The following is a 23,574-nucleotide window of genomic DNA, read 5'->3' as shown; positions in this document are numbered from 1 at the left end:
CGGCTTCGTCTACAACGTCGGCGCGGGGGGGGGGGGCCGGGGCCCCCGGCGCGGGGCCCGCCCCGCCGCACCCCCGCTGACGCCCACCAGGAGTCCCATCCATGACAGAAACACCGGTCCTCGAACTGCGCGGGATCGACAAGGCATTCGGCCCGGTCCAAGTCCTGCACGACGTCGCGCTGAGCGCCCGCGCCGGGGAGGTGACGGCCCTCGTCGGCGACAACGGCGCGGGCAAGTCGACGCTGGTCAAGTGCATCGGCGGCATCCACCCCATCGACGCGGGCGACTACCTCTTCGAGGGCCGGCCGGTCCAGGTGCACAGCCCCCGCGACGCCGCCGCGCTCGGCGTGGAGATCGTCTACCAGGACCTCGCGCTGTGCGACAACCTCGACATCGTCCAGAACATGTTCCTCGGCCGGGAGAAGCGCCGCGGCCTGGTCCTCGACGACGCCACCATGGAGGAGATGGCCGCCGCCACGCTCAAGAGCCTGTCGGTGCGCACCGTCAAATCCCTGCGCCAGAAGGTCTCCAGCCTCTCCGGCGGCCAGCGCCAGACCGTCGCCATCGCCAAGGCGGTGCTGTGGAACAGCAAACTGGTGGTCCTCGACGAGCCCACCGCCGCCCTCGGCGTCGCCCAGACCGCCCAGGTCCTCGAACTCGTGCGCCGACTGGCCGACAACGGCCTGGCCGTCGTGCTCATCTCGCACAACATGAACGACGTCTTCGCGGTCTCCGACCGGATCGCCGCGCTCTACCTCGGCCGGATGGCCGCCCAGGTCAAGGCCACCGACGTGACGCACGCCCAGGTCGTCGAACTGATCACCTCGGGCCGCAGCGGCGACCTCGGCCCGCAGCACACCCCCAAGGGAGCCGCCGCATGACCGCCCTCGCCTCCGAGAAGCCGGAGCAGCCCGGGAAGCCCGGGAACCCCGAGCGGCCGGCCGGACCCGGACCCGGCACCGGCCTGGCGGAACTCGGCCGCGGCTACCTCGACCGGATCCGCGCGGGCGAACTCGGCTCGCTGCCCGCCGTCGCCGGCCTGGTCGTGCTGTGCACGTTCTTCGCACTGCTGCGCCCGGTCTTCCTCTCCAACCTGAACTTCGCCAACCTGCTCACCCAGAGCGCCGGCAGCATCGCCATCGCCATGGGCCTGGTCTTCGTCCTGCTGCTCGGCGAGATCGACCTGTCGGCCGGGTACGCCAGCGGCGTCTGCGCCGCCGTCCTGGCCATCCTGCTGACCAACCACGGCTGGCCCTGGTACGGCGCGGTGACCGCGGCCCTGCTGACCGGCGCCGTCATCGGCCTGCTGCTCGGCACCCTCGTCGCCAAGGTCGGCATCCCGTCCTTCGTGGTGACGCTGGCCGCGTTCCTCGGCTTCCAGGGCGTCGTGCTGATCCTGCTGAAGGAGGGCACCAACGTCTCGATCAAGGACCCGACCGTCCTGGCGATCGCCAACGACAACCTCAGCCCCCTGCTCGGCTGGCTGCTGCTGGCCGCCTGCGCCGCCGGCTACGCCGTCCTCCAGGTGCGCCGCAGCCGCGACCGGCGCGGCCGCGGCCTCACCGGCACCCCGACGGCCCTGCTCGCCGTCCGGATCGGCGCCGTCGTCGTGCTCGGCGCCACCGCCGTGGCCCTGCTCAACCAGGAACGCAGCCGCAACGTCCTGGTCAACTCGCTCAAGGGCGTCCCGCTCGTGGTGCCGGTGATCGGCGCGCTCCTGCTGCTGGGCACCTTCACCCTGCAGCGCACCAACTTCGGCCTGCACGTCTACGCCGTCGGCGGCAGCCCCGAGGCCGCCCGCCGGGCCGGGATCAACGTCGCCTTCATCCGGATCGCCGCCTTCGTCATCTGCTCCTGCCTGGCCGCCGTCGGCGGCGTCATCGCCGCCTCCCGGGGCAACTCCGTGGACCCCAACACCGGTGGCAGCAACGTCCTGCTGCTCGCCGTCGGCAGCGCCGTGATCGGCGGCACCAGCCTGTTCGGCGGCCGCGGCCGGGTGGTCGACGCGGTGCTCGGCGGCCTGGTCGTCGCGGTGATCCAGAACGGCATGGGACTGATGGGGTACAGCTCGGGCGTCAAGTACGCTGTCACGGGATCGGTACTGCTGGTGGCCGCCGGCGTGGACGCCATGTCCCGCCGCCGCACCGCCCGACGATGAGGGTCACCCGCGATGAGAGCCGGTCCTTCCCAGGAAGAGGTCCGCCAGCACAACCTGGGCGCCCTGCTGCGCCACGTCCACTACGAGGGGCCGACCTCGCGGGCCGTCCTGGCGGCCGGGCTCGGCCTCAACCGCAGCACCATCCTGGGCCTGGTCGGCGACCTGGCGGCCGCGGGCCTGGTCCGCGAGGAACTCCCGCAGGAGACCGGCCGGGCCGGCCGGCCCTCACTGGTCGTCAGCCCGGAGCCCGCCCGCGCGCACGTCCTCGCGCTGGACGTCGGCGTCGAACGGCTGTCCGCCGCCCTGGTCGGACTCGGCGGCGCCTTCCTGGACCGCCGCGAGCACCCGTGGTCCGACGGTCGGCCGCAGGACCCGGAACGGGTGGCCGACCTGCTCGCCGACTCCGCCCGCGAGATGCTGGCCCGCACCCCCGAGGGCAGCACCTGCGTCGGCGTGGCCGCGGCGGTCCGCGGCATCGTCCGCCACCCCGACGGCCTGGTCAGCCTCACCCCCAACATGGGCTGGAAGGGCGTCGACCTCGCCGGCGCGCTCACCGCCCGGCTCCGCCCCGACGTGCCCGTCCAGGTCGCCAACGAGGCCAACCTCGGCGCGCTCGCCGAGCACCGCCGCGGCAGCGGCCGCGGCAGCCGCAACCTGGTCTACCTGCACGGCGAGATCGGCATCGGCGCCGGCGTGATCACCGCCGGCGAACTGCTGCGCGGAGAACGCGGGTACGCCGGCGAGATCGGCCACATGACCGTCAACCCGCACCAGGGGCGGCCCTGCGGCTGCGGGGCCCGCGGCTGCCTGGAGGCCGAGGCCGGCGAACGGGCCCTGCTGGAGGCCGCCGGACGGGACGGCCGCACCACCGGCACCGAGGCCGTCCGGTCCGTCGTCGCCGCCGCCGACCTCGGGGACGTCACCGCGCGCGCCGCCCTGCACCGGGTCGGCGACTGGCTCGGCATCGGCATCGCCAACCTGGCCAACCTCCTCGACCCGGAACTGGTCGTCCTCGGCGGCACCCTCCGGGACGTCTTCCTCGGCTCCGCCGCCCAGGTGCGCAGCCGGATCAACACCAACGCGCTGGCCGCCGTCCGGGAACGACTGCGCCTGCGGGTCAGCGAACTCGGCGACGACACCGTGCTGATCGGCGCCGCCGAACTGGCCTTCTCCGAGGTGCTCGCCCGACCGCTGGAGACGCTCGCCCGGCTCGCCCGGCCGTTCGGACGCTAGTGCCGCGTCAGGCAAAGGTCGCCTGACGCGGCACTAGCCCGGCCCGGGAAAGGGCACGACCGGCCGCCGTCCCCCCGGGCGGGAGGGGACGGCGGCCGGCCGTGCGACGGGGACGGTCAGTGCCGGGCGGGGTTGAAGGTCAGCGCCGGAGCGGCGTTCGCCACCAGGGACGCGGCCTGCTCGGGCCACCAGGCACCGGCGGCCGGGTCGACGACGCCGTACTCGGGGTCGACGGTGCCGCCGGGGACGCTGCGGTTGCACTGGCCGTCGGACTGGCCCACGGTCTTGATCCACAGGAAGGCGTCGGCGAGCGGCACGCCGGTGTTCGCGGTCGGACGGTCGCCGATCCCGCTGCCGGGCGCGTTGCACCAGGTCTGCGGGTCGCCGCTGTACTTGCCGACCGGGGGCTTCCAGTCGCCGCGGCCGTTGCGGCTGGTGTCGACCACGAAGTGGGCGAGCTCGCCGGCGGACGGGCTGCCGACGTTCTGCTGGAACCACTGGTCGGTCCAGTGCCAGGTGGACGGGTCCTCCACGTCGACCGCGTTGCCCGGCTGCCCGTCGTTCGGCGCCGCGGGGGAGTAGTACTGGCTCGCGCACCAGTCGGCGTGGCCCCTGGCCCACTCCGGGCCCGCGGTGGCGAACCACACGCACTGCGAGACCCAGGTGCCGTAGCGGGTGGCCCGGTCGGTGGCGAAGTAGTTGGAGACGTTCAGCGAGAAGCCCTGGGCGCGCCCGACGCCCGCGTCGATCAGGCGCTGCGCCGCGTTGCCGACGCTCTGCCAGTGGCTGTTGCCCGCGTCCAGGTAGACCACGCTGTTCGGCTGCCGCTCCAGCGCGTCGACCGCGTGGTTGAGGTCGGCGAGCCGGCCCGCGGTCTGCTCGCCGGTCGGGTCCGCGCCCGGCGCGCAGTCGGCCGGGAGGTTGGCCAGCCCGTCGGGCTCCAGCACCACCACGGCCTTGCTGTCGCCCAGGCCCCGGGCGAAGGCGTCGATCCAGGCCCGGTACTCGGCGTCCGACTGCGCGCCGCCGGCGGAGTACTGGGAGCAGTCCCGCAGCGGGATGTCGTACGCCACCAGCACGGGCACCGCCTTGGCACGCCCGGCGCGGCGCACCAGGTCCCGGACCTGGGACTCGACCTCGGCCGGGGTGCCGCCGGTGAACCACGCGGCCTCGGGCCAACTGGCCAGCTTCGCCATGTTCCTGGCGCCGGCGAGGTCGTGGTGCTTCAGGTCGGTGAGCGCCTGCCGGGTCGCGTCGCTGTCGGGGTCGACGTAGAACACGGTGTCCGGGGCGAGCGCGTGGGAGGCCGGGGCGGGGCGGGGCGCGGCGGCGGCCGGGACGGCACCGCCGATCAGCAGCGCCAGCGCGCTCGCCGGGAGGGCGGCGCGGTGCAGGGGAATGCGCACGGTGTTCCTTCAGTGGGTGGGTGTCGGTGGTGGCGGGCCCGGGGGAGCGGCTCCCCCGGGCCCGCCCGGTGGGGCGGTGGGCGTCCGGCGCGGTGGCAGGACCCGGCGGTCAGTAGCCGTAGATCATCTTGTAGGCGACCTCCGGCAGGAACTGCCCCGCCGAAGAGCCCGCCCCGACGCCGCAGTTGCCGTCGGACTCGCCCGGCTCCTTGATCCACAGCAGCATCTCGGCGCCGCCGCCGGTCCGGGTGGGCGTGCCGGTCCGGCGCCCGGCCGGGTTGCACCACTGGCCGTTGGAGCCGTTGCCGTTGCGGCTGGTGTCGACCACGAACGGCTTGGTGTAGCCGTACGCGCCGAGCGCGCCGTTGACGGCGTTGCCGTAGGCGGTGTTCTCGCCGGTGGTGAAGTAGTTGGAGACGTTCAGCGAGAAGCCGTGCGCCCCGCTGACCCCGGCGGCGGCGAGGTGCTGCGCCATGGTGGGGGCGCTGATCCAGCCGGGGTTGCCGGCGTCGAGGTAGACCCAGGTGTTGGGGGCCTTGGCGTTGAACTGCGCGATGGCGTTCTTCAGCATGGCGTTGCGGTCGGAGACCTGGGCGGACGTCAGGCAGCTCTGGTCACCGAGCGCGTCGGGTTCGAGGATGACCACCGCCGGGCGGTTGCCGATGCCGCTGGCGAAGGCGGCGATCCAGGTGTCGTACGCGGCCCGGCTGCCCGCGCCGCCGCCGGACTGGCCGCCGCAGACGTCCCGGTTGGGGATGTTGTAGGCGACCAGGACGGGCAGCTTGTCGTAGGCGTCGGCACGGCCGACGTAGGCGCCGGTGGCCGCCCCGATGTCGCCGCTCCAGTTGCCGAACCAGCGGGCCGCTGGGGTGTTGGCGATGTTGGCGCGGATCGCCGCGGCGCGGCCGTCGCCGGGGTTGGCGTTGGCCCAGCGCAGCGCGGAGTTGTCCGGGTCCACGTAGAAACCGCTGGTCATGGTGGTGGGGTCGGCCGCGTACGCCGGACCGGCATCGGTCAGGGCGAGGCCGGCGGCGAGCAGGCCGGCCAGCAGCGAGGCTGCCGCTCGGGTGGGCTTGCGCACGGTTCTTCCTCCGTGGGTGGGGGCGGAGAAGTGGAAGCGCTTCCAGTTTGGTGCGAATCGAATCGCGTGATGGGGATGATTGGGCCCAGAGGGGAGCCGTGTCAATACTTCCTGCACCAGGGGCATCCGGCCCCGCGCGATTCGGCCACTGTCGCCCTTCGATGGTCGGGGTACGCTGGAAGCGCTACCACTTTCCATGGCCAGGTCGGGGCGGGTGCCGCTTTCCGCGGACTTCGTGGCCACCGGATGCCGTGGAATCATGACCCCTGTCCGACGCCCCGCAGCCCGAGGAGCAGCCGTTTCCATGGAGTCGTCACCCAAGCGCATGCCCACGCTCGACGAGGTGGCCCAGCGCGCCGGCGTCTCGCGCACGGCGGCTTCCCGGGTGATCAACAACGCCCCGCACGTCAGCCGGGCCAAGCGGGAGGCGGTCGAACGCGCGGTGCGCGAACTCGGTTTCGTCCCCAACCCGACCGCGCAGGCCCTGGCCACCCGGCGGGTCGGCGCGGTGGTGCTGGCGGTCTCCAGCGACGAGCCGGGGCTGTTCGCCGATCCCTTCTTCGCCGAGGTGATCGTCGGCGTGAGCGCCGCGCTGGAGCCGACCGACCTGGAGCTGGTGCTGCTGCTGGCGAACACCCCGCGCGGGCGCGACCGGCTGGAACGGCTGCTGCGCTCGCGCCGCGCCGACGGCGTGATGCTGATGGCGCTGCGCGGCGACGACCCGCTCGGCCGGCTCGCCGAACAGACCGACCTCCCGGTGGTGTTCGGCGGCCTGCCGCTCACCGGCGAGCCGCGCTGGTACGTGGACGCCGACAACCGGGGCGGCGCCCGGCTGGCGGCCGAGCACTTCGTCCGGACCGGGCGCCGACGGCCCGTCATGATCACCGGCCAGCTGGACACCCAGGTCTCCGCCGCCCGCGAGCGGGGCTTCACCGAGGGCCTGGCCCTGGCCGGGGTGCCGCTGCTCGGCGTCGAGGCCGGCGACTTCACCGAGGACGGCGGAGCCGCCGCCATGGAGCGGCTGCTCGCGGCCCACCCCGCGCCGGACGCGCTGTTCACCGCCTCCGACGCGATGGCCATCGGCGCGCTGCGCACGCTGCGCACGCACGGGCTGCGGGTGCCCGAGGACGTCGCGGTGATCGGCTTCAACGACCTGGCCAGTGCCCGGCACACCGCCCCGCCGCTCACCACCGTGCACCAGCCGGTGCGGTCGCTGGGGCGCGAGATGGCCCGGATGCTGGTGGGCGCCATCGAGGGGAACGACCCCGGCCCGCTGATCCTGCCGACCCGCCTGACCGTGCGCGAGTCCGCCCCGGACCTGCCGACGGAGGACTGACCCGCCCCGCGGTCCAGCCCGGCCCCCGCCCGTACGCACGGCGGGGGCCGGGCCGGTCGCGTTGCCGCCGCACCGCCCGCCCGCTCGCTTGCCCGCTCGCTTGCCCGCCCCGCCTGGCGCCTGGTGCCCGCCCGCTGGCGCCGCCCGCCCGCCCCGCCTGCCCGCCATCCGCCGGGCGGCTCCGGTCACGGACTGGAAGCGCTTCCAGTTTCATTCCGGTATCGGCCGTTCAAACTCTTGACACCTCCACCTGACAAGCCAGAAACTTCCGGCACTGCCACTGGAAGCGCTTCCGGCTTCCGGTGAGCCTCTCGCCTCTTTCCTGCCCACCCGGCGCATCGTTCAGACGCCGTGGCGGCAGCCGTTTCGAATGCATGGGAGCGCTCCCACAATGACCGAGGTCCAGGACCGCAAGGCCGCCGAGGCCCCCGCCGACGACTTCCTCCGCTTCCCGCCGGAGTTCCTCTGGGGCACCGCCACCTCCGCCTACCAGATCGAGGGCGCGGTGGCCGAGGACGGCCGGACCCCGTCCATCTGGGACACCTTCAGCCACACGCCGGGCAAGGTCAACCGCGGCGACACCGGCGACCTGGCGGTCGACCACTACCACCGCTGGCGCGAGGACGTCGCGCTGATGAAGGACCTCGGGCTGAGCGCGTACCGCTTCTCGGTGGCCTGGCCCCGGGTGCAGCCGACCGGCCGCGGCCCGGCCGTCGAGCGCGGGCTCGACTTCTACCGCGCCCTGGTGGACGAACTGCTGGCGGCCGGCATCACCCCGCTGGCCACCCTGTACCACTGGGACCTGCCGCAGCACCTGCAGGACGCAGGCGGCTGGACGGTCCGGGAGACCGCGGAGCGCTTCGGCGAGTACGCGTCCCTGGTGGCCGGGGCCCTCGGCGACCGGGTGCGGCACTGGACCACGCTGAACGAGCCCTGGTGCTCGGCCTTCCTCGGCTACGGCTCCGGCGTGCACGCCCCGGGCCGCACCGACCCCGGCGAGGCGCTCAAGGCCGCCCACCACCTCAACCTGGCGCACGGCCGGGGCGTCGCCGCGCTGCGCGCCGCCCTCCCGGGCACCGCCCAGCTGTCGGTCTCGCTCAACCTGCACCAGGTGCGGCCGCTCACCGACAGCCCGGAGGACCAGGAGGCCGTGCGCCGGATCGACGCCGTCGGCAACCGGATCTTCCTGAGCCCGGTGCTGCGCGGCCGCTACGACGCGGACCTGCTCCAGGACACCGCGCACCTGGTCGACTGGGAGCAGCTGGTGCGCCCCGGCGACCTGGCGGCGATCGGCGCGCCGATCGACCAGCTCGGCCTGAACTACTACTCCCCGGCGGTGGTCTCCGGCAGCGGCGCCTCCCGCGACGACTGCCACGGCCGCAGCGACCACTCGCCGTGGCCCGGCGCGGAGCACGTCGCCTTCCACCAGCCGCCCGGCGAGCTGACCGCGATGAACTGGAGCATCGACCCGACCGGCCTGCGCGACCTGCTGGACCGGATCCACCTGGAGCGCCCCGGCCTGCCCGTGGTCATCACCGAGAACGGGATGGCCTGCGAGGACTACGTCACCCCCGAGGGCGTGGTGAACGACCGGGAGCGGATCGCCTTCGTCCACCAGCACCTGACCGCGGTGCACCGGGCGATCGAGGCGGGCGTACCGGTGGCGGGCTACTTCCTGTGGTCGCTGCTGGACAACTTCGAGTGGGCGTACGGCTACGCGAAGCGCTTCGGCATGGTGCACGTCGACTTCCCCACCCAGCGGCGCACCCCGAAGGCCAGCGCGCACTGGTACGGCCGGGCGTGCCGCACCGGCGCCGTCCCGCGCTCGCTGTCCTGACCGTGCCCCGCCCCCTCCGTCCCGCGGCCGCCCGGCCGCACCGACCACCCACGCGCCAGTGGCGCCCGAGGACCCCGAAGGGAGCATCGGCATGCGGACGCTACTGCGCCGCCTCGGCTTCTACCTGCTGGCCGGCTTCGCCGCGGTGACCCTGAACTTCTTCCTGGCCCGGCTGCTGCCCGGCAGCGCCCTGCAGAACGCGCTGGCCAAGCTGCGCGGCGCCAACCTCGACCCGGCGGCGATCCGGGCCCTGGAGGCGCAGTACGGCACCGGCGCCGACCACAGCGTGCTGAGCCAGTACCTGACCTACCTGTCCGGCCTGCTCCACGGAGACCTGGGCCTGTCCACCTCGCAGTCCGCGCCGGTCTCCTCGATCCTGGGCGACACCCTGCCGTGGACGCTGGGCCTGGTCGGCACGGCGACCGCGCTGGCCTTCGTGGTCGGCACGCTGGCCGGGATCGTCGTCGGCTGGAAGCGCAACGGGCTGCTGGACGGCCTGCTGCCCGCCGTGACCTTCTTCCAGTCCGTGCCGTACTTCATCCTGGCCTTCCTGGTGATGATGACGCTCGGCTACTTCGGCGGCTTCTTCCCCTACCAGAACGGCTACGACACCGGCCGGCACGCCCACCTGACCCCGGGCTGGAACGGACCGTTCGTCACCAGCGTGATCGAGCACGGCACGCTGCCCGCGCTGACCGTGGTGCTGGCCTCGCTGGCCGGCTGGGTGATCGGCATGCGCAACATGATGATCACCACGATGGACGAGGACTACGTCCTGGTCGCCGCCGCGAAGGGGCTCCCGCAGTGGCGGGTGGCCGCGGTGGCGGCGCGCAACGCGATCCTGCCGACCATCTCCAACTTCGCCCTGTCGATCAGCCTGGTGGTGACCGGCTCACTGGTCACCGAGATCGTCTTCACCTACCCCGGCGTCGGCTGGCAGATCTACCAGGCCATCCTCGCCGGCGACTACCCGCTGCTCCAGGGGATCCTGCTGGTCGTCGTCCTCACCGTGCTGGCCGTGAACCTGGTCGCGGACCTCGCCTACGTCGCCCTCGACCCCCGTGCCCGCAAGGAGGCCTGAGCGATGCGCGTGCTCCGCTCCCCGAAAGTGCTCGCCGGCTCGGTCCTGCTGCTGCTGCTCCTGCTGCTGGCCGTGGTCGGACCGATGATCGCGCCGCACTCCGCCGACTGGCAGGCCGACCGCACCAGCGGTCTGCCGCTCGCCCCCTCGGGCCGGTTCTGGCTCGGCACCGACCAGCAGCAGCACGACCTGTTCTCGCGGCTGCTGACCGGCGGCCGGGACACCCTGCTGATCTCCTTCCTCGCCGGGCTGTTCGCCTGCCTGCTGTCCGTCGCGGTCGGCGTCACCGCCGGCTTCGTCGGCGGCCTGGTGGACGACCTGCTCTCCGCCCTGGCCAACATCTTCCTGGCGCTGCCCGGCCTGCTGATCCTGATGGTGATCATGAAGCCGCTGCCGCCCGCGGAGACCAGCAATCCGCTGCTGATCGGCTCGGTGATCGCCCTCACCGCCTGGGCCTGGGGCGCCCGCGTGCTGCGGGCGCAGACCCTGGCGCTGCGCGCCGCCGACTACGTCGAGGCGGCCCGGGTGATCGGCGAACGCACCTGGCGGATCATCCTGTTCGAAGTGGTGCCGAACCTGCTGCCGATCCTGGCGTCGGCGTTCATCTTCACCGTCATCTACGGCATCGGCACCTACACCGCACTGGCCTGGCTGGGCGTGATCAGCCCCGCCTCGGTGACCTGGGGCACCGTGCTCAACGAGGCCCAGTCCTCGGGCGCCGCCGTCAACGGCTACTGGTGGTGGTACCTGCCGCCGGCGCTGGCCGTCGCACTGGTCGGCATCGCCCTCGCCCTGGTCAACTTCGGCATCGACGAGGTGATCAACCCCCGGCTCACCTCGGCCCGCACCGGCCGGGCCCGCGGGGTGGTCTTCCGCCTCGGCCTCACCCCCGTGCTGAAGTCCGCCGCACCGCAGGCCGCTTCGCCGACCCCCGTCCCGCTGAAGGAGGCGCAGCCGTGACCGGCGAACCCGTCCTCGAAGTCCGCGACCTGTGCGTCGACTACGGCGTCGGCAAGGGCGGCGTGCGCGCCGTCACCGACGCCACCCTGACCCTGCGCCGCGGCGAGGTCCTCGGCCTGGCCGGCGAGTCCGGCTCCGGAAAGTCCACCCTGGCGTACGCCGTCACCAGACTGCTGCGCGCCCCCGGCGTGATCACCGGCGGCGAGGTGCGCTTCCACGGCCCCGACGGCGTCCTCGACCTGCTGGAGGCGGACGCCGCCACGCTGCGCCGGATCCGCTGGGACCAGATCTCGGTGGTCTTCCAGAGCGCGATGCACGCGCTGAACCCGGTCGCCCGGATCGACGCCCAGCTCACCGACGCGCTCCGCGCCCACCGCTCCCAACTGGGCGCCGCCGAACGGCGGGAGCGGGCCGTCGAACTGCTGCGCCTGGTCGGCATCGGCGAGGAGCGGCTGCGCAGCTACCCGCACGAACTGTCCGGCGGCATGCGCCAGCGCGTGATGATCGCGATGGCGCTGGCCCTGGAGCCCCGGGTCGTCATCATGGACGAACCGACCACCGCACTGGACGTGGTGACCCAGCGGGAGATCCTGGACGAGCTGATGCAGCTCAAGGACCGCCTCGGCTTCGCGATCGTGTTCATCACCCACGACCTGTCGCTGCTGATCGAACTCGCCGACACCATCGCCATCATGTACGCCGGGCGGATCGTCGAACTCGCCGACGCCCAGCGGCTGTTCCACAGCCCGCGGCACCCGTACACGCTGGGGCTGCTGAACTCCTTCCCGGCGCTGCACGGCGAACGGGTGCGGATGGAGGGCATCCCCGGGGCCCCGCCCGCGCTCACCGCGCTGCCCGCCGGCTGCGCCTTCCACCCGCGCTGCCCGTTCGCGCTGGAGCGCTGCGCGCACGAGACCCCCCGGCTCACCGAACCCGCCGCACCCGACGGCGCCCCCGCACCCGACGGCGCCCCCGCCGACCGCGCGGCCGCCTGCTGGCTGCACACCGGCGGCGAGCACGTCCCGGCGCCGCTCGCCCGAGTCCTTGGGAGCACCCTGTGACCAGCACCGACACCGCCCGGGTGGTGCACGGCCCGAAGCGCCCGGGCACCCCCGCACTGGAGGCCCGCGGCCTCACCAAGCACTTCCCGGTCCACGGGGGAGTCCGGCGCGGCCGGGTCGTGCGCGCCGTCGAGGACGTCTCGCTGGCCCTGCCGGAGGGCACCGTCACCGCCGTGGTCGGCGAGTCCGGCTCCGGCAAGTCCACCCTGTCGCGGCTGCTGACCCGGCTGACCGCCCCGACCGCCGGCGAACTGCTGCTGGACGGCGAACCGGTCGGCGGCTCCGCGCGGGCCCGGCGCGCCTACGCCGGCCAGGTGCACCTGGTGCTCCAGGACCCGTTCTCCTCACTGAACGCCGTGCACAGCATCCGCTACCACCTGCGCCGCCCGCTCAAGCTGCACCACGGCCTGCGCGGGAGCGAACTCGACGCCCGCGCCGCGGAACTGCTCGAACGCGTCAGCCTCACCCCGGCCGAACGCTACCTCGACAAGTTCCCGCACGAGCTGTCCGGCGGCCAGCGCCAGCGGGTCGCCATCGCCCGCGGCCTCGCCGTGCGGCCCCGGGTGCTGCTCGCCGACGAGCCGGTCTCCATGCTCGACGTCTCGATCCGCCTCGGCGTGCTCAACCTGCTCGACGAACTGCGCGAACGCGAACGGCTCGCCATCCTGTACGTCACCCACGACATCGCCTCGGCCCGCTACCTCGCCGACACCGTCGTGGTGATGTACGCCGGGCAGGTCGTCGAGTCCGGCCCGGCCGTCCAGGTCACCGACGCCCCCGCGCACCCCTACACCCGGCTGCTGCTGAGCGCCGCCCCCGACCCGCACCGCCGCGAACCGGTGGTGCTGCGCGGGCGCGGCGCACCGCCCAGCCTGATCGACCCGCCGAGCGGCTGCCGCTTCCACCCGCGCTGCCCGCTCGCGATGCCGGTGTGCGCCGAGAGCGCGCCGCCGGTGCGGCCCGCCGCGGGCGACCAGGTCGCCGCCTGCTGGCTGCTCGACCCCGAGCGGGCACCGGGCACCGCGCCCGCCTGAACGACCGTCACCCCCCATCCGGAACCCATCCGGAACCCATCCGGGACCCACCCCGACACCCCCACCCCAGGAGCACCCCGCCATGCGCCGTTCCACCCTGCTCAGAGCCCTCGCCCTGGTCGCCGCCGTCGGCCTCGGCGCCACCGCCTGCACCGACGCCGGCGGTTCGAAGTCCACCGACGCCGGCGCCGACCGGACCCTGGTGGTCGAGTCGACCCCGATGCCGTCGTTCACCGAGAACTACAACCCCTTCGACGGCAACTCCTTCATCTCGGCCCAGAACGCCCGCTCGCTGGTCTTCGAGCCGCTCTTCCAGTTCAACACCCTCAAGGCCGACCAGCCGCCGATCCCGTGGCTCGCCAAGTCCTTCGCGTGGTCGGACGGCAACCGGACGCTCACCCTGGCGCTCCAGTCCGGCATCAACTTCAGCGACGGCAAGCCCTTCACCTCCGAGGACGTCAAGTTCACCTTCGAGATGCTGAAGGCCGACCCGGCCACCAACACCGGCGGCGCGCCGCTGCCCAGCAGCATCGCCACCCCGGACGCGACCACCGTGGTGCTGACCTTCGACAGCCCGCAGAAGGCCAACTTCATCGGCATCGGCAACCAGCTGATCGTGCCCAAGCACATCTGGTCCACGATCAGCAGCCCGGGCAACGCGGTCATCAAGGCCGACCAGGCGATCGGCACCGGCCCGTACCTGGTGGACAAGTTCACCGCGCAGAACGTCACCTTCAAGGTCAACCCGGCCTTCCGGGAGAAGCCGAAGGTGCAGCACGTCTCCTTCCCCGCCTACGCGACCAACGACGCCGCCACCCTGGCGCTCAACAACGGCGAGATCGACCTCACCGGCAACAACATCACCAACGTCCAGAACACCTTCGTCGGCAAGGACCCCGAGCACCACCACCTGTTCCAGGCCACGGCGCCGTACTTCCCGGCGTCCAACACGGTCTCCCTGATGCTCAACAACAAGAGCACCACCTCCCCCGCGCTCGCCGACCCCGCCGTCCGCAAGGCGATCAGCGCTGGCCTCAACCGCGGCGCCTACGCGGGCCAGTGCGAGACCGACTACGCCCGTCCCGCCACCTCCTCCGGCGGCCTGCTGCTGCCGGCCGACCAGGCGATGGTCGCCCCGGCGCTGGCGAACGACCTCAAGCCGGACGCCGACGCGGGCCGGGTCGACGCGCTGCTCGGCGCGGCGGGCTGGACCAAGGACGGCGGCGGCAAGTGGACCCGCGACGGCAAGACCATCAAGTTCACCATCATCGACCCCAACTCGTTCTCCGACTACTGGTGCACCGCGCAGGCGATGGCCAAGGACCTGAACGCGCTCGGCTTCGACGTCAGCACCAACGGCGCCTTCGACTTCAACAGCTGGAACACCGCGATCACCACCGGCAACTACGAGGCGGCCGTCCACTGGGGCCAGGGCGGCACCCCGTTCCAGCGCCTGCAGTACGTCCTCGACCCGGGCATGGGCGCCGAGGCCGGCCAGGTCGCGGCGGGCGACTTCAGCAAGTACGACTCCCCGAAGGTCCGCGACGCCGTCAAGGCGTTCCAGAACGCGGGCGACGCCGACGCCGAGAAGACGGCGCTGAACACCCTCCAGCAGATCATGTCGGACGACGTCCCCGCCGTCCCGGTGTTCTACGGCGCGGCCTGGTACGAGTACAACGACACCGACTTCACCGGCTGGCCGAACGAGAACGACCCCTACATCAACCCGTCGCCGAACTCCCAGGCGTACGAGTACATCATCCTGCACCTCAGCCCGCGCGACTGATCCCGCCACCGCACGCGAAGGGCCCCGGCCGTTGGACGGCCGGGGCCCCCTTCGCGTGCGGTGGGCGCCCGTCAGGAGGCGCCCACCGCGGCTCGGGCCGGGTCAGTGCTGGAGCGTCAGCACGCCCGGGCGCCAGGGGAGCTGGTCGTAGCTGCCGGACGCGGTGGGCGACTTGCCCTGGTAGAGCAGCTGCAGGTTGCAGGGGTCGATGGTCATGGTCTGGTCGGGGTTGTTGCGGACCAGGTCACCGTGGCTGATGTCGTTGGTCCAGCCGGCGCCGCTGTTGGCCTTGCCCGCGAACGGGTTGGCCTCGGTGGCGGCCTGCGGGGTCCAGGAACCGCTCAGGCTGGTGGCGGTGAAGGAGCGGAAGTAGCGCTGCTCGCTGGCCCCCCGGGCCTCGACGATCATCAGGTACTGGTTCTGGCCCTTGACCTTGTAGACCTGCGGGGCCTCGAACAGGTTCTTCGCGGTGTCGGTCATCACCGTGGTGTACGAGGAGCCGAAGTTGCCCGGGAAGTTGCCGATCGGCATGCTCGCCCGGTAGATGCTGCCGTTGTCACCGGCGAAGAACAGGTACATGTTCTGGTCGTCGGCGATCAGCGTCTGGTCGATCGGGCCGGTACCGGAGTTCGGGATGCTGCCGGTGAACAGCGCCTGCGGCGCGGACCAGCCGTTGGGGTTGGTCGGGTCGCTGGAGGTGCGGTAGACGAACGGCGAGGCGCCCCACTGGTAGGCGAGGATCCAGACGTTCTTCGGCGCGAAGTAGAACAGCGTCGGCGCCACCGCGGCCTGGCCCATCCCGGTCTGGGCGGCCGAGGCCATGTCGGACCAGTTGGTGAACGGCGCGAACGCCATCGAGCCGTACGAGGAACCGTTCACGTTCGAGGCGTACACCAGGTGCTTGCCGTTGTAGACGACGTCGGTGAAGTCCTTCAGCGCGGCCCAGCCGTTGGCGGGCTGCGCCAGGACGCCGGTGGAGCTCCACCGGTAGGTCGACGGGAGCGGGCAGGTGGTGCCGCCGGTGGACGGGGGCGTGGTCGGGCTGCTGGTGCCCAGGCCGGTCCACTGCTGGTTGCTGCGGCCGTTGCAGGTCCACAGCTCCACGGCGGTGCCGTTGGCGGTGGCGCCGCCGGTGACGTCCAGGCACAGGCCGGACTCGACGCCGACGACCGTGCCGTCGGCGTTCAACCGCCACTGCTGGTTCGCGCCGCCGCTGCAGGCCCAGATCTGCACCCGGGTGCCGGCGGCGGTCGCGTGGTTGGGGACGTCCAGGCACTTGTTGCCGTAGACGGTCAGCTCGTTGGCGGAGGTCAGCGTCCACTGCTGGTTGGTGCCGTTCCAGCAGTCGTAGATCTGCAGCAGCGTGCCGTCGGTCTGGGTGCCGCCCGACACGTCGAGGCAGCGGCCGGAGGAAGTGCTCTTCAGGGCGCCGGTGGTGGCCGCCTGGGCGGCGGGGCCGGCGACGAGCATCGCCGCCAGCGCCGCCACGGTCGCGACCATCGCGGTGAGCAGCACGGACAGCTGCCTGCGGCTCGGATTTCGGCTGTGCACGGAAATCTCCTCGGGGTGGGGGAGGGGTGGGGGCGCGGCCCGGATGTGAGCGCTCACAGTCCTGTGCGCTCGGACTCGCGGTCGGGCCGCCGGAAGGAGCCGCGCCCGGTCCGGGGACCGGAGGCGGGCGCGGCTCGGCTCGGTGGGCCGGCTCAGCGGGCCGGCACGGTGGTGCGGTTCAGCGGTTCAGCGGTTCAGCGGTTCGGCCGGGCGGCCGGGCTCACTGGAAGGCCCAGTGCTGGTTGGCGCCGCCGTTGGAGTCCCAGATCTGGACGGGCGCGCCGTTGGCGGTCTGGCCGCCGGGGATCTCCAGCGCCTTGCCGCTGGCGACGTTGACCAGGGTGTAGGAGCCGTCGCCGTTCTGGGTGGCCCGCCAGTGCTGGTTGGCGCCGCCGTTGGCGTCCCAGACCTGCATCCGCGTCCCGTTGGCGGTCTGGCTGCCGGGCTCGTCCAGCACCCGGCCGCTGGCGGTGTTGGTCAGGGTGTAGCTGCCGTCGCCGTTCTGGGTGGCCCGCCAGTGCTGGTTGGCGGCGGTGCCGTTGGCGTCCCAGACCTGGAGCTGGGTGCCGTTGCCGTTCTGCCCGGAGGGCTCGTCCAGGACGCGCCCGGCCGCCACGTCGGTGAGCGCGTACACGTTGCCGGAGACGATGCCCCCGGTCGGGGTGCCACCGCCGCCGTTGCTGCCGTTCAGGGCGTTGAGCACCGAGGTGTAGGCGGCCTTCTTGTTGCCGTTGTTGTCGAACAGCAGCGCGTTCTCTCCGGTGCGCCAGGAGTCGCTGTCGCGGATGCCCCAGACCGTGACGCCGGTGCAGCGGGCGGTGTCGAGGCAGGCCTGGACGGCGTTGGCGTACGCGCCGGCGGAGGCCTGGGCGATGTCGAGCTCGGTGAGCTGGACGTCGACGCCGAGCGCGGCGAAGTTCGACAGCGTGGTGCGGAAGCTCGCGGGCGCGCCGCCGCTGCCGAAGTGGCTCTGGAAGCCGACGCAGTCGATCGGCACGCCGCGGGCCTTGAAGTCCTTCACCATGTTGTAGACGCCCTGCGTCTTGGCGGAGGACCAGTCCTCGATGCTGTAGTCGTTGTAGCAGAGCTTGGCCGCGGGGTCGACGCCGCGCGCGGTGCGGAACGCCTCCTCGATGAAGCCGTTGCCCAGCACGTTCTGGAACACCGAACTGCGGTGCTGGCCGGTGCCGTTGTCGGCGAAGGCCTCGTTGACCACGTCCCAGGCGTAGATCTTGCCCTTGTAGTGGGACATCTCCTGGGTGATGTGGTTGTTCATCACGCTGCGCAGCGTGTTGGCGTCGCCGATCGAGCTGACCCAGCCGGGCAGCTGGTTGTGCCAGACCAGGGTGTGGCCGCGCATCCGCTGGCCGTGCGCGTTGGCGTGGTTGACGATCGAGTCGCCGGGGCCGAAGTTGAACGAGCCCCGGGACGGTTCGACCGTGTCCCACTTCATCTCGTTCTCCGGGGTGATCATGTTGAATTCCCGGTCGAGGATGGTGCTGTACGTCGAGTCGCCGAGGCGGCCCGAGGCGACCGCGGTGCCGAAGTAGCGGTTGCTGCCGGCCGCCGCGGCGCCGAGCGTGGTCGCCCCGGCCGCCTGGGCGGTGGGGCCGGCGGTGAGGACCGCCACCAGGCCGACCGCCGTGCAGGCGGCCGGGGTCAGGAAGGTGCGGAGACGGGTCTTTCCGTTGGGCCGTGGCATGACGGATCGTTCTCCTTGGGTGGGGGAGGAGAGTGCGCGCCGGGGAGACCTGGTGCCTCGCGCCGACGGTCGTGCGGGCGCGTGTCCCGCCGGGTCGTTCCTGACCGGCAGGGCGCGCGGGGCGGGAGAAGCGATCGAGGGGGAGGTGGGCGCCGGGTCCTCGATCATGCTGTTAGCGCTAACAATCACTGTTGCGAGAAAGAGCGCTTCTCCACGGTTGCCCCGGTGAAATGTGTACCAGGCGCCCCGGGTTGTCAATACTCCGCGCAGCGGCCGATCCGAGCCGACGGTCCGGCCCCCACGGTGGGCCCGGTCCCTCACGACCTGCAACTTTCACGACGGGCGGCGGGCGCCGCCGCCCAGGGGAACCCCAGGTGGAAAGGGCGCGGCGCCTCGGTCAACTCCTGCCGCCGACAAGGCAGTCGGCGACAGCGGTGGCGCGCGGCGGGTACCATCGGTCGCTCATCCGTGGTGGCGCCGGACCCTCTTCACGCCGTTGGCACTCCCGACGGAGAGGCACCATGCCCCGAATCCACTCGTTCGCGTCCAGGCTGGTCGGCGTCCTCGCCGTGCTCGCCCTCGCCCTCGGCCTGAACCTGCAGACGGCGCCCCGCGCCGCCGCGGCCTCGCTGACCCAGATCACGAACTTCGGCACCAACCCGACCGGCCTGCTCATGCACCTGTACGTACCGGCCTCGGTCAAGCCCGATCCACCGATCCTGCTCGCCCTGCACGGCTGCCAGGGCACCGGCCCCTACCTGTACTCCAGCACCGACTTCGGCCAACTCGCCGACCAGTACGGCTTCCTGGTCATCTACCCGTCGACCAACCCGAGCGGCAGCTGCTGGGACGTCTCCTCCGACCAGGCGCTGACCCGGGGCGGCGGCAGCGACCCGGTCGGACTGATGTCGATGATCACCTACACCGAGCAGCACTACGGCGGCAACGCCAACGCCGTGTACGTCACCGGCGAGTCCTCCGGCGGCATGATGACCAACGTGATGCTCGCCGACTACCCGGACGTCTTCAAGGCCGGTGCGGCGTTCATGGGCGTGCCCCAGCACTGCTTCTACACCGGCTCGGTGCGCGGCTGGAACTCGGCCTGCGCCCAGGGCCAGGTCTCGATGACCCCGCAGCAGTGGGGCAACCTGGCGCGGGGCGCCTACCCCGGCTACAGCGGCCCGCGCCCGCGGGTGCAGCTGTGGCACGGCACCGCCGACACCATCCTCAACTACAACAACCTCGGCGAAGAGATCAAGCAGTGGACCGACGTCCTCGGCGTGAGCCAGACGCCCTCGGCCACCGACACCCCCGCCTCCGGCTGGACCAGGACCCGCTACAACAACGGCTCCGGCACCACCCAGGTCGAGGCGTACGGCATCTCCGGCGCCGGACACCAACTGCCGGTCCAGGGCGCCGGGATGGCCGCCAACGCGATCCACTTCATGGGCCTGGACGCCGCCCCCTCCGGCGGTGGCGCCGGCGCGCTGCGCGCGGTCGGCGCGGGCAAGTGCCTGACCGACCCGAGCACCGCGGCCGGCACCCAGCAGCAGATCGCCGCCTGCAACGGCGCCGCGAACCAGACCTGGACCCGCACGGCGTCGAACCAGCTGACCGTGACCGTCGGCGGCGCCACGCTGTGCCTGGACGCCGAGGCCAAGGGCACCGCCAACGGCACCAGGGCGATCGTCTGGTCCTGCAACGGCCAGCCCAACCAGCAGTGGCAGGTCAACGCCAACGGCACCGTCACCGGCGTGCAGTCGGGGCTCTGCCTGGACGTGGCCGGGCTGGGCACCGCCGACGGCACGCCCGTCCAGCTGTGGAGCTGCAGCGGCGGCAGCAACCAGCAGTGGAAGCTGGGCTGACGCCCTGACGCCCTGACGGCCCGGCCGTCCACCCCGCGAGGGTGGGCGGCCGGGCCGGTGCTCAGGCGCAGTCGGCGCCGTTCACGGTGAACCGGGCCGGCGTCGCGTTGGAGCCGGAGTACGTCGCCTGGAAGCCGAAGCTCGCGCTCGCGCCGGGCGCCAGGGTGCCGTTCCAGCCGGCGTCCCGCGCGGTCACGGCGCTGCCGCTCTGGGAGAGCGTCGCGTTCCAGGCGTTGGAGATCCGCTGGTCACCGCCGAAGCTCCAGCCGAGCGTCCAGCCGGAGACGGTCGAGGCGCCGGTGTTCTTCACCGTCACCGTCGCGGTGAACCCGTTGCTCCAGGAGCTGTCCACCTTGTACGCCACCGCGCAGGAGGCCGCCGGCGGCGCGGTGTCGTCGTCCGCCTCGGTCGCCGTGAAGGTCGCCGACTGGACGCCCGGGCCGGCCGCGGTGAAGACCGCGCTGCCCGCCAGCGCGTCCGCGTCCTGCGCCGCCGTCAGCGAAACCTGCTGCGCGGTGGCCCAGTTGGCCGGGGTGAAGACCAGCGAGGAGGTGGCGGCCGACAGGTCGGTGTCCCCCGAGGTGCGGGTGACCGTCACCGTCACGTTCTGGGCGGGCGCGGCCGAGAGCTTGACCGCGACCGACGCCGAGCCGCCCTCGGGGACGGTCACCGCCGCCGGGGCCACCTGGACGGCGGGCGTCACCGGGGCCGCGCGCCGCTCGGCGGCGAACGAGGCCAGCCAGGCCAGCGAGGCGTTCCAGTTGATCGCCACCTCGTTGGTCGAGTACGAGCCGATGTCGTCCACGTAGCAGGCCGCCGGGGCGCAGCCCGCCAGCTGGGCCTCGGCGATCGGGTCCTGCAGGCCGGAGTTGGGGCCGCCCGCGAAGGAGCCGGCCGGCGGGTGCGGGAGCGAGGCGTCGTTCTGGTGCGCCCAGAAGCGGTGGTGCTCGTTCTCCGAGGCGCGCTCGCCGTAGCCGCTCACGTAGGAGCGGTCCAGGGCGTTGCGGCCCAGCAGGTAGTCCATCGTCTCCAGCGCGCCGGTGCGGTAGCGGGCGGTGCCGGTCAGCTCGTAGGCGACGGCCAGCACCATCGCGTTGTTGGCGACCGAGCTGTTGGAGCCCCACACGTAGCCGTCGGGGGCGAGCGGCACCGCGTAGCCCTGGCCGTTCATGGTGGACAGGTAGCCGTCGGCGGCCGTGGTCAGCAGGCCGCGCAGCCGGGTCACGTCGTCGGCGGGCAGCGCGACGCCGGGCACGGTGGCCAGGGTGATCCGGCCGAGCGTCGCGGTGCCGCCCCACCAGAACGCGTCCACCGGCTTGGTGTGCAGCGGCGAGGAGGTGACCGCGTCCCGGTACTGGGACTCGCCGGTGGTGGCGAGGAGTTCGGCCGCCGCCCAGTAGAACTCGTCGGAGACGTCGGCGTCCTCGTAGGCGCCGCCGCCGGTGCTGTCGGTGGCCGGGGCGAGCACGTTCGGGTTGGCCTTGGCGGCCGTCCAGGCGCGGCGGGCCGCGTCCAGGCAGCGGGCGGCGAACGCGGCGTCGTACGGCGCGTAGACCCGGGCGCACTGGGCGGCGGTGGCGGCCAGGTTGAGCGTGGCGGCGGTGGACGGCTTGTGCAGCTCGCGCTGCTGGTCGTCCAGGTCGGGGCGGGTCGGCAGGCCGGTCCACTGCGCGTCGTGGATCTTGTGGAAGGCCATCCCGGCCATCGGCTTGCCGTCCGGGACCTGCATCCGCAGCAGGAAGTCCAGCTCCCAGCGGGCCTCGTCCAGCACGTCCGGCACGCCGTTGCCGCGCTCGGGCACCCGCAGCGTGGAGTCGCCGAGGGCCGCGTCCCCGCCCGAACGGCGGGCCCGCTCGAAGGAGTTGACCAGCTCCCAGGTCGCGATGCCGCCGTTGACCACGTACTTGCCCTGGTCGCCGGCGTCGTACCAGCCGCCGCGCACGTCCTGCCGGTAGTCGCACACCCCGGCCTGGCACGGCACGCTGGTGTCGCCCTTGTTCGGCGCCACCCCCAGGTGTCCGGCGGGGCGGGCGTACGCGCTGCCGCCGGCCAGGTTCGCGTCGATCGCGATGCCGCTGCGCTGCTGGTAGAAGAAGTTCAGGCTGTCGGCGCGCAGCCCGTCGTACAGCGCGGCCGAGATGTCGAACGGGTGGCTGGCCAGGTTGCCGACGACCAGCGTGAAGCCGCTGCCGGTGCCGGTGTACGCGCCGAAGTCCACCAGGTGGGTGGACTGGCCGGACGCCTGGTCGGCGCCGTGCACGGTGGTGCTGCCGGTCGCGACCTGCGCGCCGGAGGAGTCGCGCAGCTGCCAGGCGAGCGGGGCGGTCGCCGAGCTGACCACGGTGGCCCGCTTGGGGCCGTCCGGCAGGTAACCGAGCTGGTTGACCCGGACCGGGAAGTCGGCGGGCGCGCCGACGGCGGCCGCGCTGACGGTGGCGGCGCCGGCCGGGGCGAGCGCGCTGGCGGTGACGCCGCCCGCGAGCAGGGTCAGACCGGTCAGCACGGCGGCCGCGCGGCGGGGCAGCCCGCGGCCTGAGGTGATCGGAGGCACGGGTGGGAGCCTTCCTGTGGGGGGAGGGGATGCGTGGGGTGGGCGCTCCCATGGGGGTGGGAGCGCTCCCATCCGCCCCAATGAAGCCAGCCGGGCAGCGGGCACGTCAAGAGGCGGTAAACCAGAGCGAGTTGGCGTCCGCCCGGAAGCGGGAGCCGCCCCGCGGCGCCGCCGGGCCGGCGGCGGAGCGCATCCGCACTGGTCGCGCCCACCGCGACCACCCCTGTTCGTGCACCGCTCGATGCCCTACGGTCGCGCCCATGACCTTCCAGACCCCGGCCACCAACGCCGCCGGACGGCTGCTGTCCGTGCTGGCCGCCTTCGACCGGGCGGCCCCCGCCCTGACGCTCACCGAGGTCGGCCGCCGCGCCGGGCTCCCGCTGCCCACCGCGCACCGGCTGCTGTCCGAACTCACCGCCTGGGGCGCGCTGGAGCGCGACGCCGACGGCGTCTACCACGTCGGCCTGCGCCTGTTCGAGCTCGGCACGCTCGCCCCGCGCGGGCCGGTGCTGCGCGAGGCGGCCCTGCCGTTCCTGGAGGACCTGTACGAGGCGACCCGCGAGAACGTGCAACTGGCCGTCCGGGAGGGCGGCGACGCGGTCTACGTGGACCGCCTGGCCGGCCGTTCCTCGGTCGGCGTGCACATCCGGCCCGGCACGCACTGGCCGCTGCACGCCACCGGCGTCGGCCTGGCCCTGCTCGCGCACGCCCCGGCGGCCTTCCAGGAGGCGTACCTGGCGGCCGACCTCGCCGCCTTCACCCCCTGGACGGTGACCGACCCGGAGCGGCTGCGGCGGCTGCTGGCCGCGGTGCGCACCACCGGGCTGGCGGTCAGCGACCGCCAGGTCACCGAGGACGCGCTGTCGGTGGCGGCCCCGGTCCGCGGCGGCGACGGCGCGGTGGTCGCGGCGGTCTCCGTGGTGGTGCGCGCC

16 protein-coding genes and 1 pseudogene are annotated in these 23,574 nt (G+C 73.0%); 12 read left to right on the top strand and 5 right to left on the bottom strand.

Translation table 11 applies throughout. The features are described from left to right. The first annotated feature begins 101 nt into the window (after positions 1 to 101). From ACWEO5_RS31360 to ACWEO5_RS31350, 3 genes are read left to right on the top strand one after another with little or no spacing between them, the layout of a single operon-like run. Positions 102 to 881 (top strand): ATP-binding cassette domain-containing protein, encoded by a 780-nt coding sequence (locus ACWEO5_RS31360; protein WP_344555979.1) that lies wholly within the window; start codon positions 102 to 104, stop codon positions 879 to 881. Beyond that, positions 878 to 2,158: a sugar ABC transporter permease gene (locus ACWEO5_RS31355; protein WP_344555978.1), complete on the top strand. Its 1,281-nt coding sequence runs from the start codon at positions 878 to 880 to the stop codon at positions 2,156 to 2,158. The genes ACWEO5_RS31360 and ACWEO5_RS31355 overlap by 4 nt, the downstream gene beginning before the upstream one ends. A gap of 12 nt (positions 2,159 to 2,170) precedes the next feature. Beyond that, on the top strand, positions 2,171 to 3,391 hold the full coding sequence (locus ACWEO5_RS31350; RefSeq protein ID WP_452165550.1) for an ROK family protein: 1,221 nt from the start codon (positions 2,171 to 2,173) through the stop codon (positions 3,389 to 3,391). Between the two features lie 116 nt (positions 3,392 to 3,507). Here ACWEO5_RS31350 and ACWEO5_RS31345 read toward each other — a convergent pair whose 3' ends face one another. Continuing rightward, on the bottom strand, positions 3,508 to 4,797 hold the full coding sequence (locus ACWEO5_RS31345) for a glycoside hydrolase family 6 protein (protein WP_452165549.1): 1,290 nt from the start codon (positions 4,795 to 4,797) through the stop codon (positions 3,508 to 3,510). 109 nt (positions 4,798 to 4,906) lie between these two features. Next, positions 4,907 to 5,878, bottom strand: coding sequence for a glycoside hydrolase family 6 protein (locus ACWEO5_RS31340; protein WP_452165548.1), 972 nt, complete (start codon positions 5,876 to 5,878; stop codon positions 4,907 to 4,909). Between the two features lie 304 nt (positions 5,879 to 6,182). On the opposite strand from ACWEO5_RS31340, the gene ACWEO5_RS31335 reads away from it, so the two are divergent. The 7 genes from ACWEO5_RS31335 (at position 6,183) to ACWEO5_RS31305 (ending at position 14,973) form a co-directional block, all read left to right on the top strand. After that, the gene (locus tag ACWEO5_RS31335) at positions 6,183 to 7,214 is read left to right on the top strand and encodes a LacI family DNA-binding transcriptional regulator (protein WP_452165547.1); all 1,032 of its coding nucleotides are present in this window, start codon (positions 6,183 to 6,185) and stop codon (positions 7,212 to 7,214) included. Positions 7,215 to 7,605: 391 nt separating this feature from the next. Then, positions 7,606 to 9,051 (top strand): GH1 family beta-glucosidase, encoded by a 1,446-nt coding sequence (locus ACWEO5_RS31330; RefSeq protein ID WP_452165546.1) that lies wholly within the window; start codon positions 7,606 to 7,608, stop codon positions 9,049 to 9,051. Between the two features lie 91 nt (positions 9,052 to 9,142). Beyond that, positions 9,143 to 10,132, top strand: a complete 990-nt coding sequence (locus tag ACWEO5_RS31325) for an ABC transporter permease (RefSeq protein ID WP_344555966.1) — start codon at positions 9,143 to 9,145, stop codon at positions 10,130 to 10,132. 3 nt (positions 10,133 to 10,135) lie between these two features. Then, positions 10,136 to 11,092: an ABC transporter permease gene (locus ACWEO5_RS31320; protein ID WP_452165545.1), complete on the top strand. Its 957-nt coding sequence runs from the start codon at positions 10,136 to 10,138 to the stop codon at positions 11,090 to 11,092. Then, positions 11,089 to 12,153, top strand: a complete 1,065-nt coding sequence (locus tag ACWEO5_RS31315; protein WP_452165544.1) for an ABC transporter ATP-binding protein — start codon at positions 11,089 to 11,091, stop codon at positions 12,151 to 12,153. The genes ACWEO5_RS31320 and ACWEO5_RS31315 overlap by 4 nt, the downstream gene beginning before the upstream one ends. Then, a complete protein-coding gene (locus ACWEO5_RS31310) occupies positions 12,150 to 13,187 on the top strand; it encodes an ABC transporter ATP-binding protein (RefSeq protein WP_452165543.1) in 1,038 nt (345 codons plus the stop codon). The genes ACWEO5_RS31315 and ACWEO5_RS31310 overlap by 4 nt, the downstream gene beginning before the upstream one ends. Positions 13,188 to 13,269: 82 nt before the next feature. Further along, entirely contained in the window at positions 13,270 to 14,973 is a 1,704-nt protein-coding gene (locus ACWEO5_RS31305) for an ABC transporter substrate-binding protein (RefSeq protein WP_452165542.1), read from the top strand. Positions 14,974 to 15,075: 102 nt separating this feature from the next. Here the strand turns inward: ACWEO5_RS31305 and ACWEO5_RS31300 are convergent, their stop codons facing one another. Both ACWEO5_RS31300 and ACWEO5_RS31295 read right to left on the bottom strand, forming a co-directional pair. Next, entirely contained in the window at positions 15,076 to 16,473 is a 1,398-nt protein-coding gene (locus tag ACWEO5_RS31300) for a non-reducing end alpha-L-arabinofuranosidase family hydrolase (RefSeq protein WP_452165551.1), read from the bottom strand. A 274-nt stretch (positions 16,474 to 16,747) separates the two neighbouring features. Then, positions 16,748 to 18,226 (bottom strand): annotated as a pseudogene (locus tag ACWEO5_RS31295) (endo-1,4-beta-xylanase); the annotation flags it as partial. Between the two features lie 521 nt (positions 18,227 to 18,747). On the opposite strand from ACWEO5_RS31295, the gene ACWEO5_RS31290 reads away from it, so the two are divergent. After that, a complete protein-coding gene (locus ACWEO5_RS31290) occupies positions 18,748 to 20,091 on the top strand; it encodes an extracellular catalytic domain type 1 short-chain-length polyhydroxyalkanoate depolymerase (RefSeq protein ID WP_452165541.1) in 1,344 nt (447 codons plus the stop codon). Between the two features lie 61 nt (positions 20,092 to 20,152). Here the strand turns inward: ACWEO5_RS31290 and ACWEO5_RS31285 are convergent, their stop codons facing one another. After that, a complete protein-coding gene (locus ACWEO5_RS31285) occupies positions 20,153 to 22,642 on the bottom strand; it encodes a glycoside hydrolase family 9 protein (RefSeq protein WP_452165540.1) in 2,490 nt (829 codons plus the stop codon). Positions 22,643 to 22,902: 260 nt separating this feature from the next. Between ACWEO5_RS31285 and ACWEO5_RS31280 the strand changes: the two genes are divergently transcribed. Continuing rightward, positions 22,903 to 23,574 (top strand): IclR family transcriptional regulator (locus tag ACWEO5_RS31280; RefSeq protein ID WP_452165539.1); only part of this gene is annotated, 672 nt, incomplete at its 3' end.

The sequence above is a fragment of the Kitasatospora sp. NPDC004272 genome (assembly GCF_053603035.1).
This window is presented reverse-complemented; position numbering and strand designations above follow the sequence as displayed.

Bases quoted from the DNA above. Each gene is read 5' to 3' on its own strand.
- ACWEO5_RS31360 (WP_344555979.1), top strand. From the start codon at position 102: ATGACAGAAACACCGGTCCTCGAACTGCGCGGGATCGACAAGGCATTC.
- ACWEO5_RS31355 (WP_344555978.1), top strand. From the start codon at position 878: ATGACCGCCCTCGCCTCCGAGAAGCCGGAGCAGCCCGGGAAGCCCGGG.
- ACWEO5_RS31350 (WP_452165550.1), top strand. From the start codon at position 2,171: ATGAGAGCCGGTCCTTCCCAGGAAGAGGTCCGCCAGCACAACCTGGGC.
- ACWEO5_RS31335 (WP_452165547.1), top strand. From the start codon at position 6,183: ATGGAGTCGTCACCCAAGCGCATGCCCACGCTCGACGAGGTGGCCCAG.
- ACWEO5_RS31330 (WP_452165546.1), top strand. From the start codon at position 7,606: ATGACCGAGGTCCAGGACCGCAAGGCCGCCGAGGCCCCCGCCGACGAC.
- ACWEO5_RS31325 (WP_344555966.1), top strand. From the start codon at position 9,143: ATGCGGACGCTACTGCGCCGCCTCGGCTTCTACCTGCTGGCCGGCTTC.
- ACWEO5_RS31320 (WP_452165545.1), top strand. From the start codon at position 10,136: ATGCGCGTGCTCCGCTCCCCGAAAGTGCTCGCCGGCTCGGTCCTGCTG.
- ACWEO5_RS31305 (WP_452165542.1), top strand. From the start codon at position 13,270: ATGCGCCGTTCCACCCTGCTCAGAGCCCTCGCCCTGGTCGCCGCCGTC.
- ACWEO5_RS31300 (WP_452165551.1), bottom strand. From the start codon at position 16,473: ATGGTCGCGACCGTGGCGGCGCTGGCGGCGATGCTCGTCGCCGGCCCC.
- ACWEO5_RS31290 (WP_452165541.1), top strand. From the start codon at position 18,748: ATGCCCCGAATCCACTCGTTCGCGTCCAGGCTGGTCGGCGTCCTCGCC.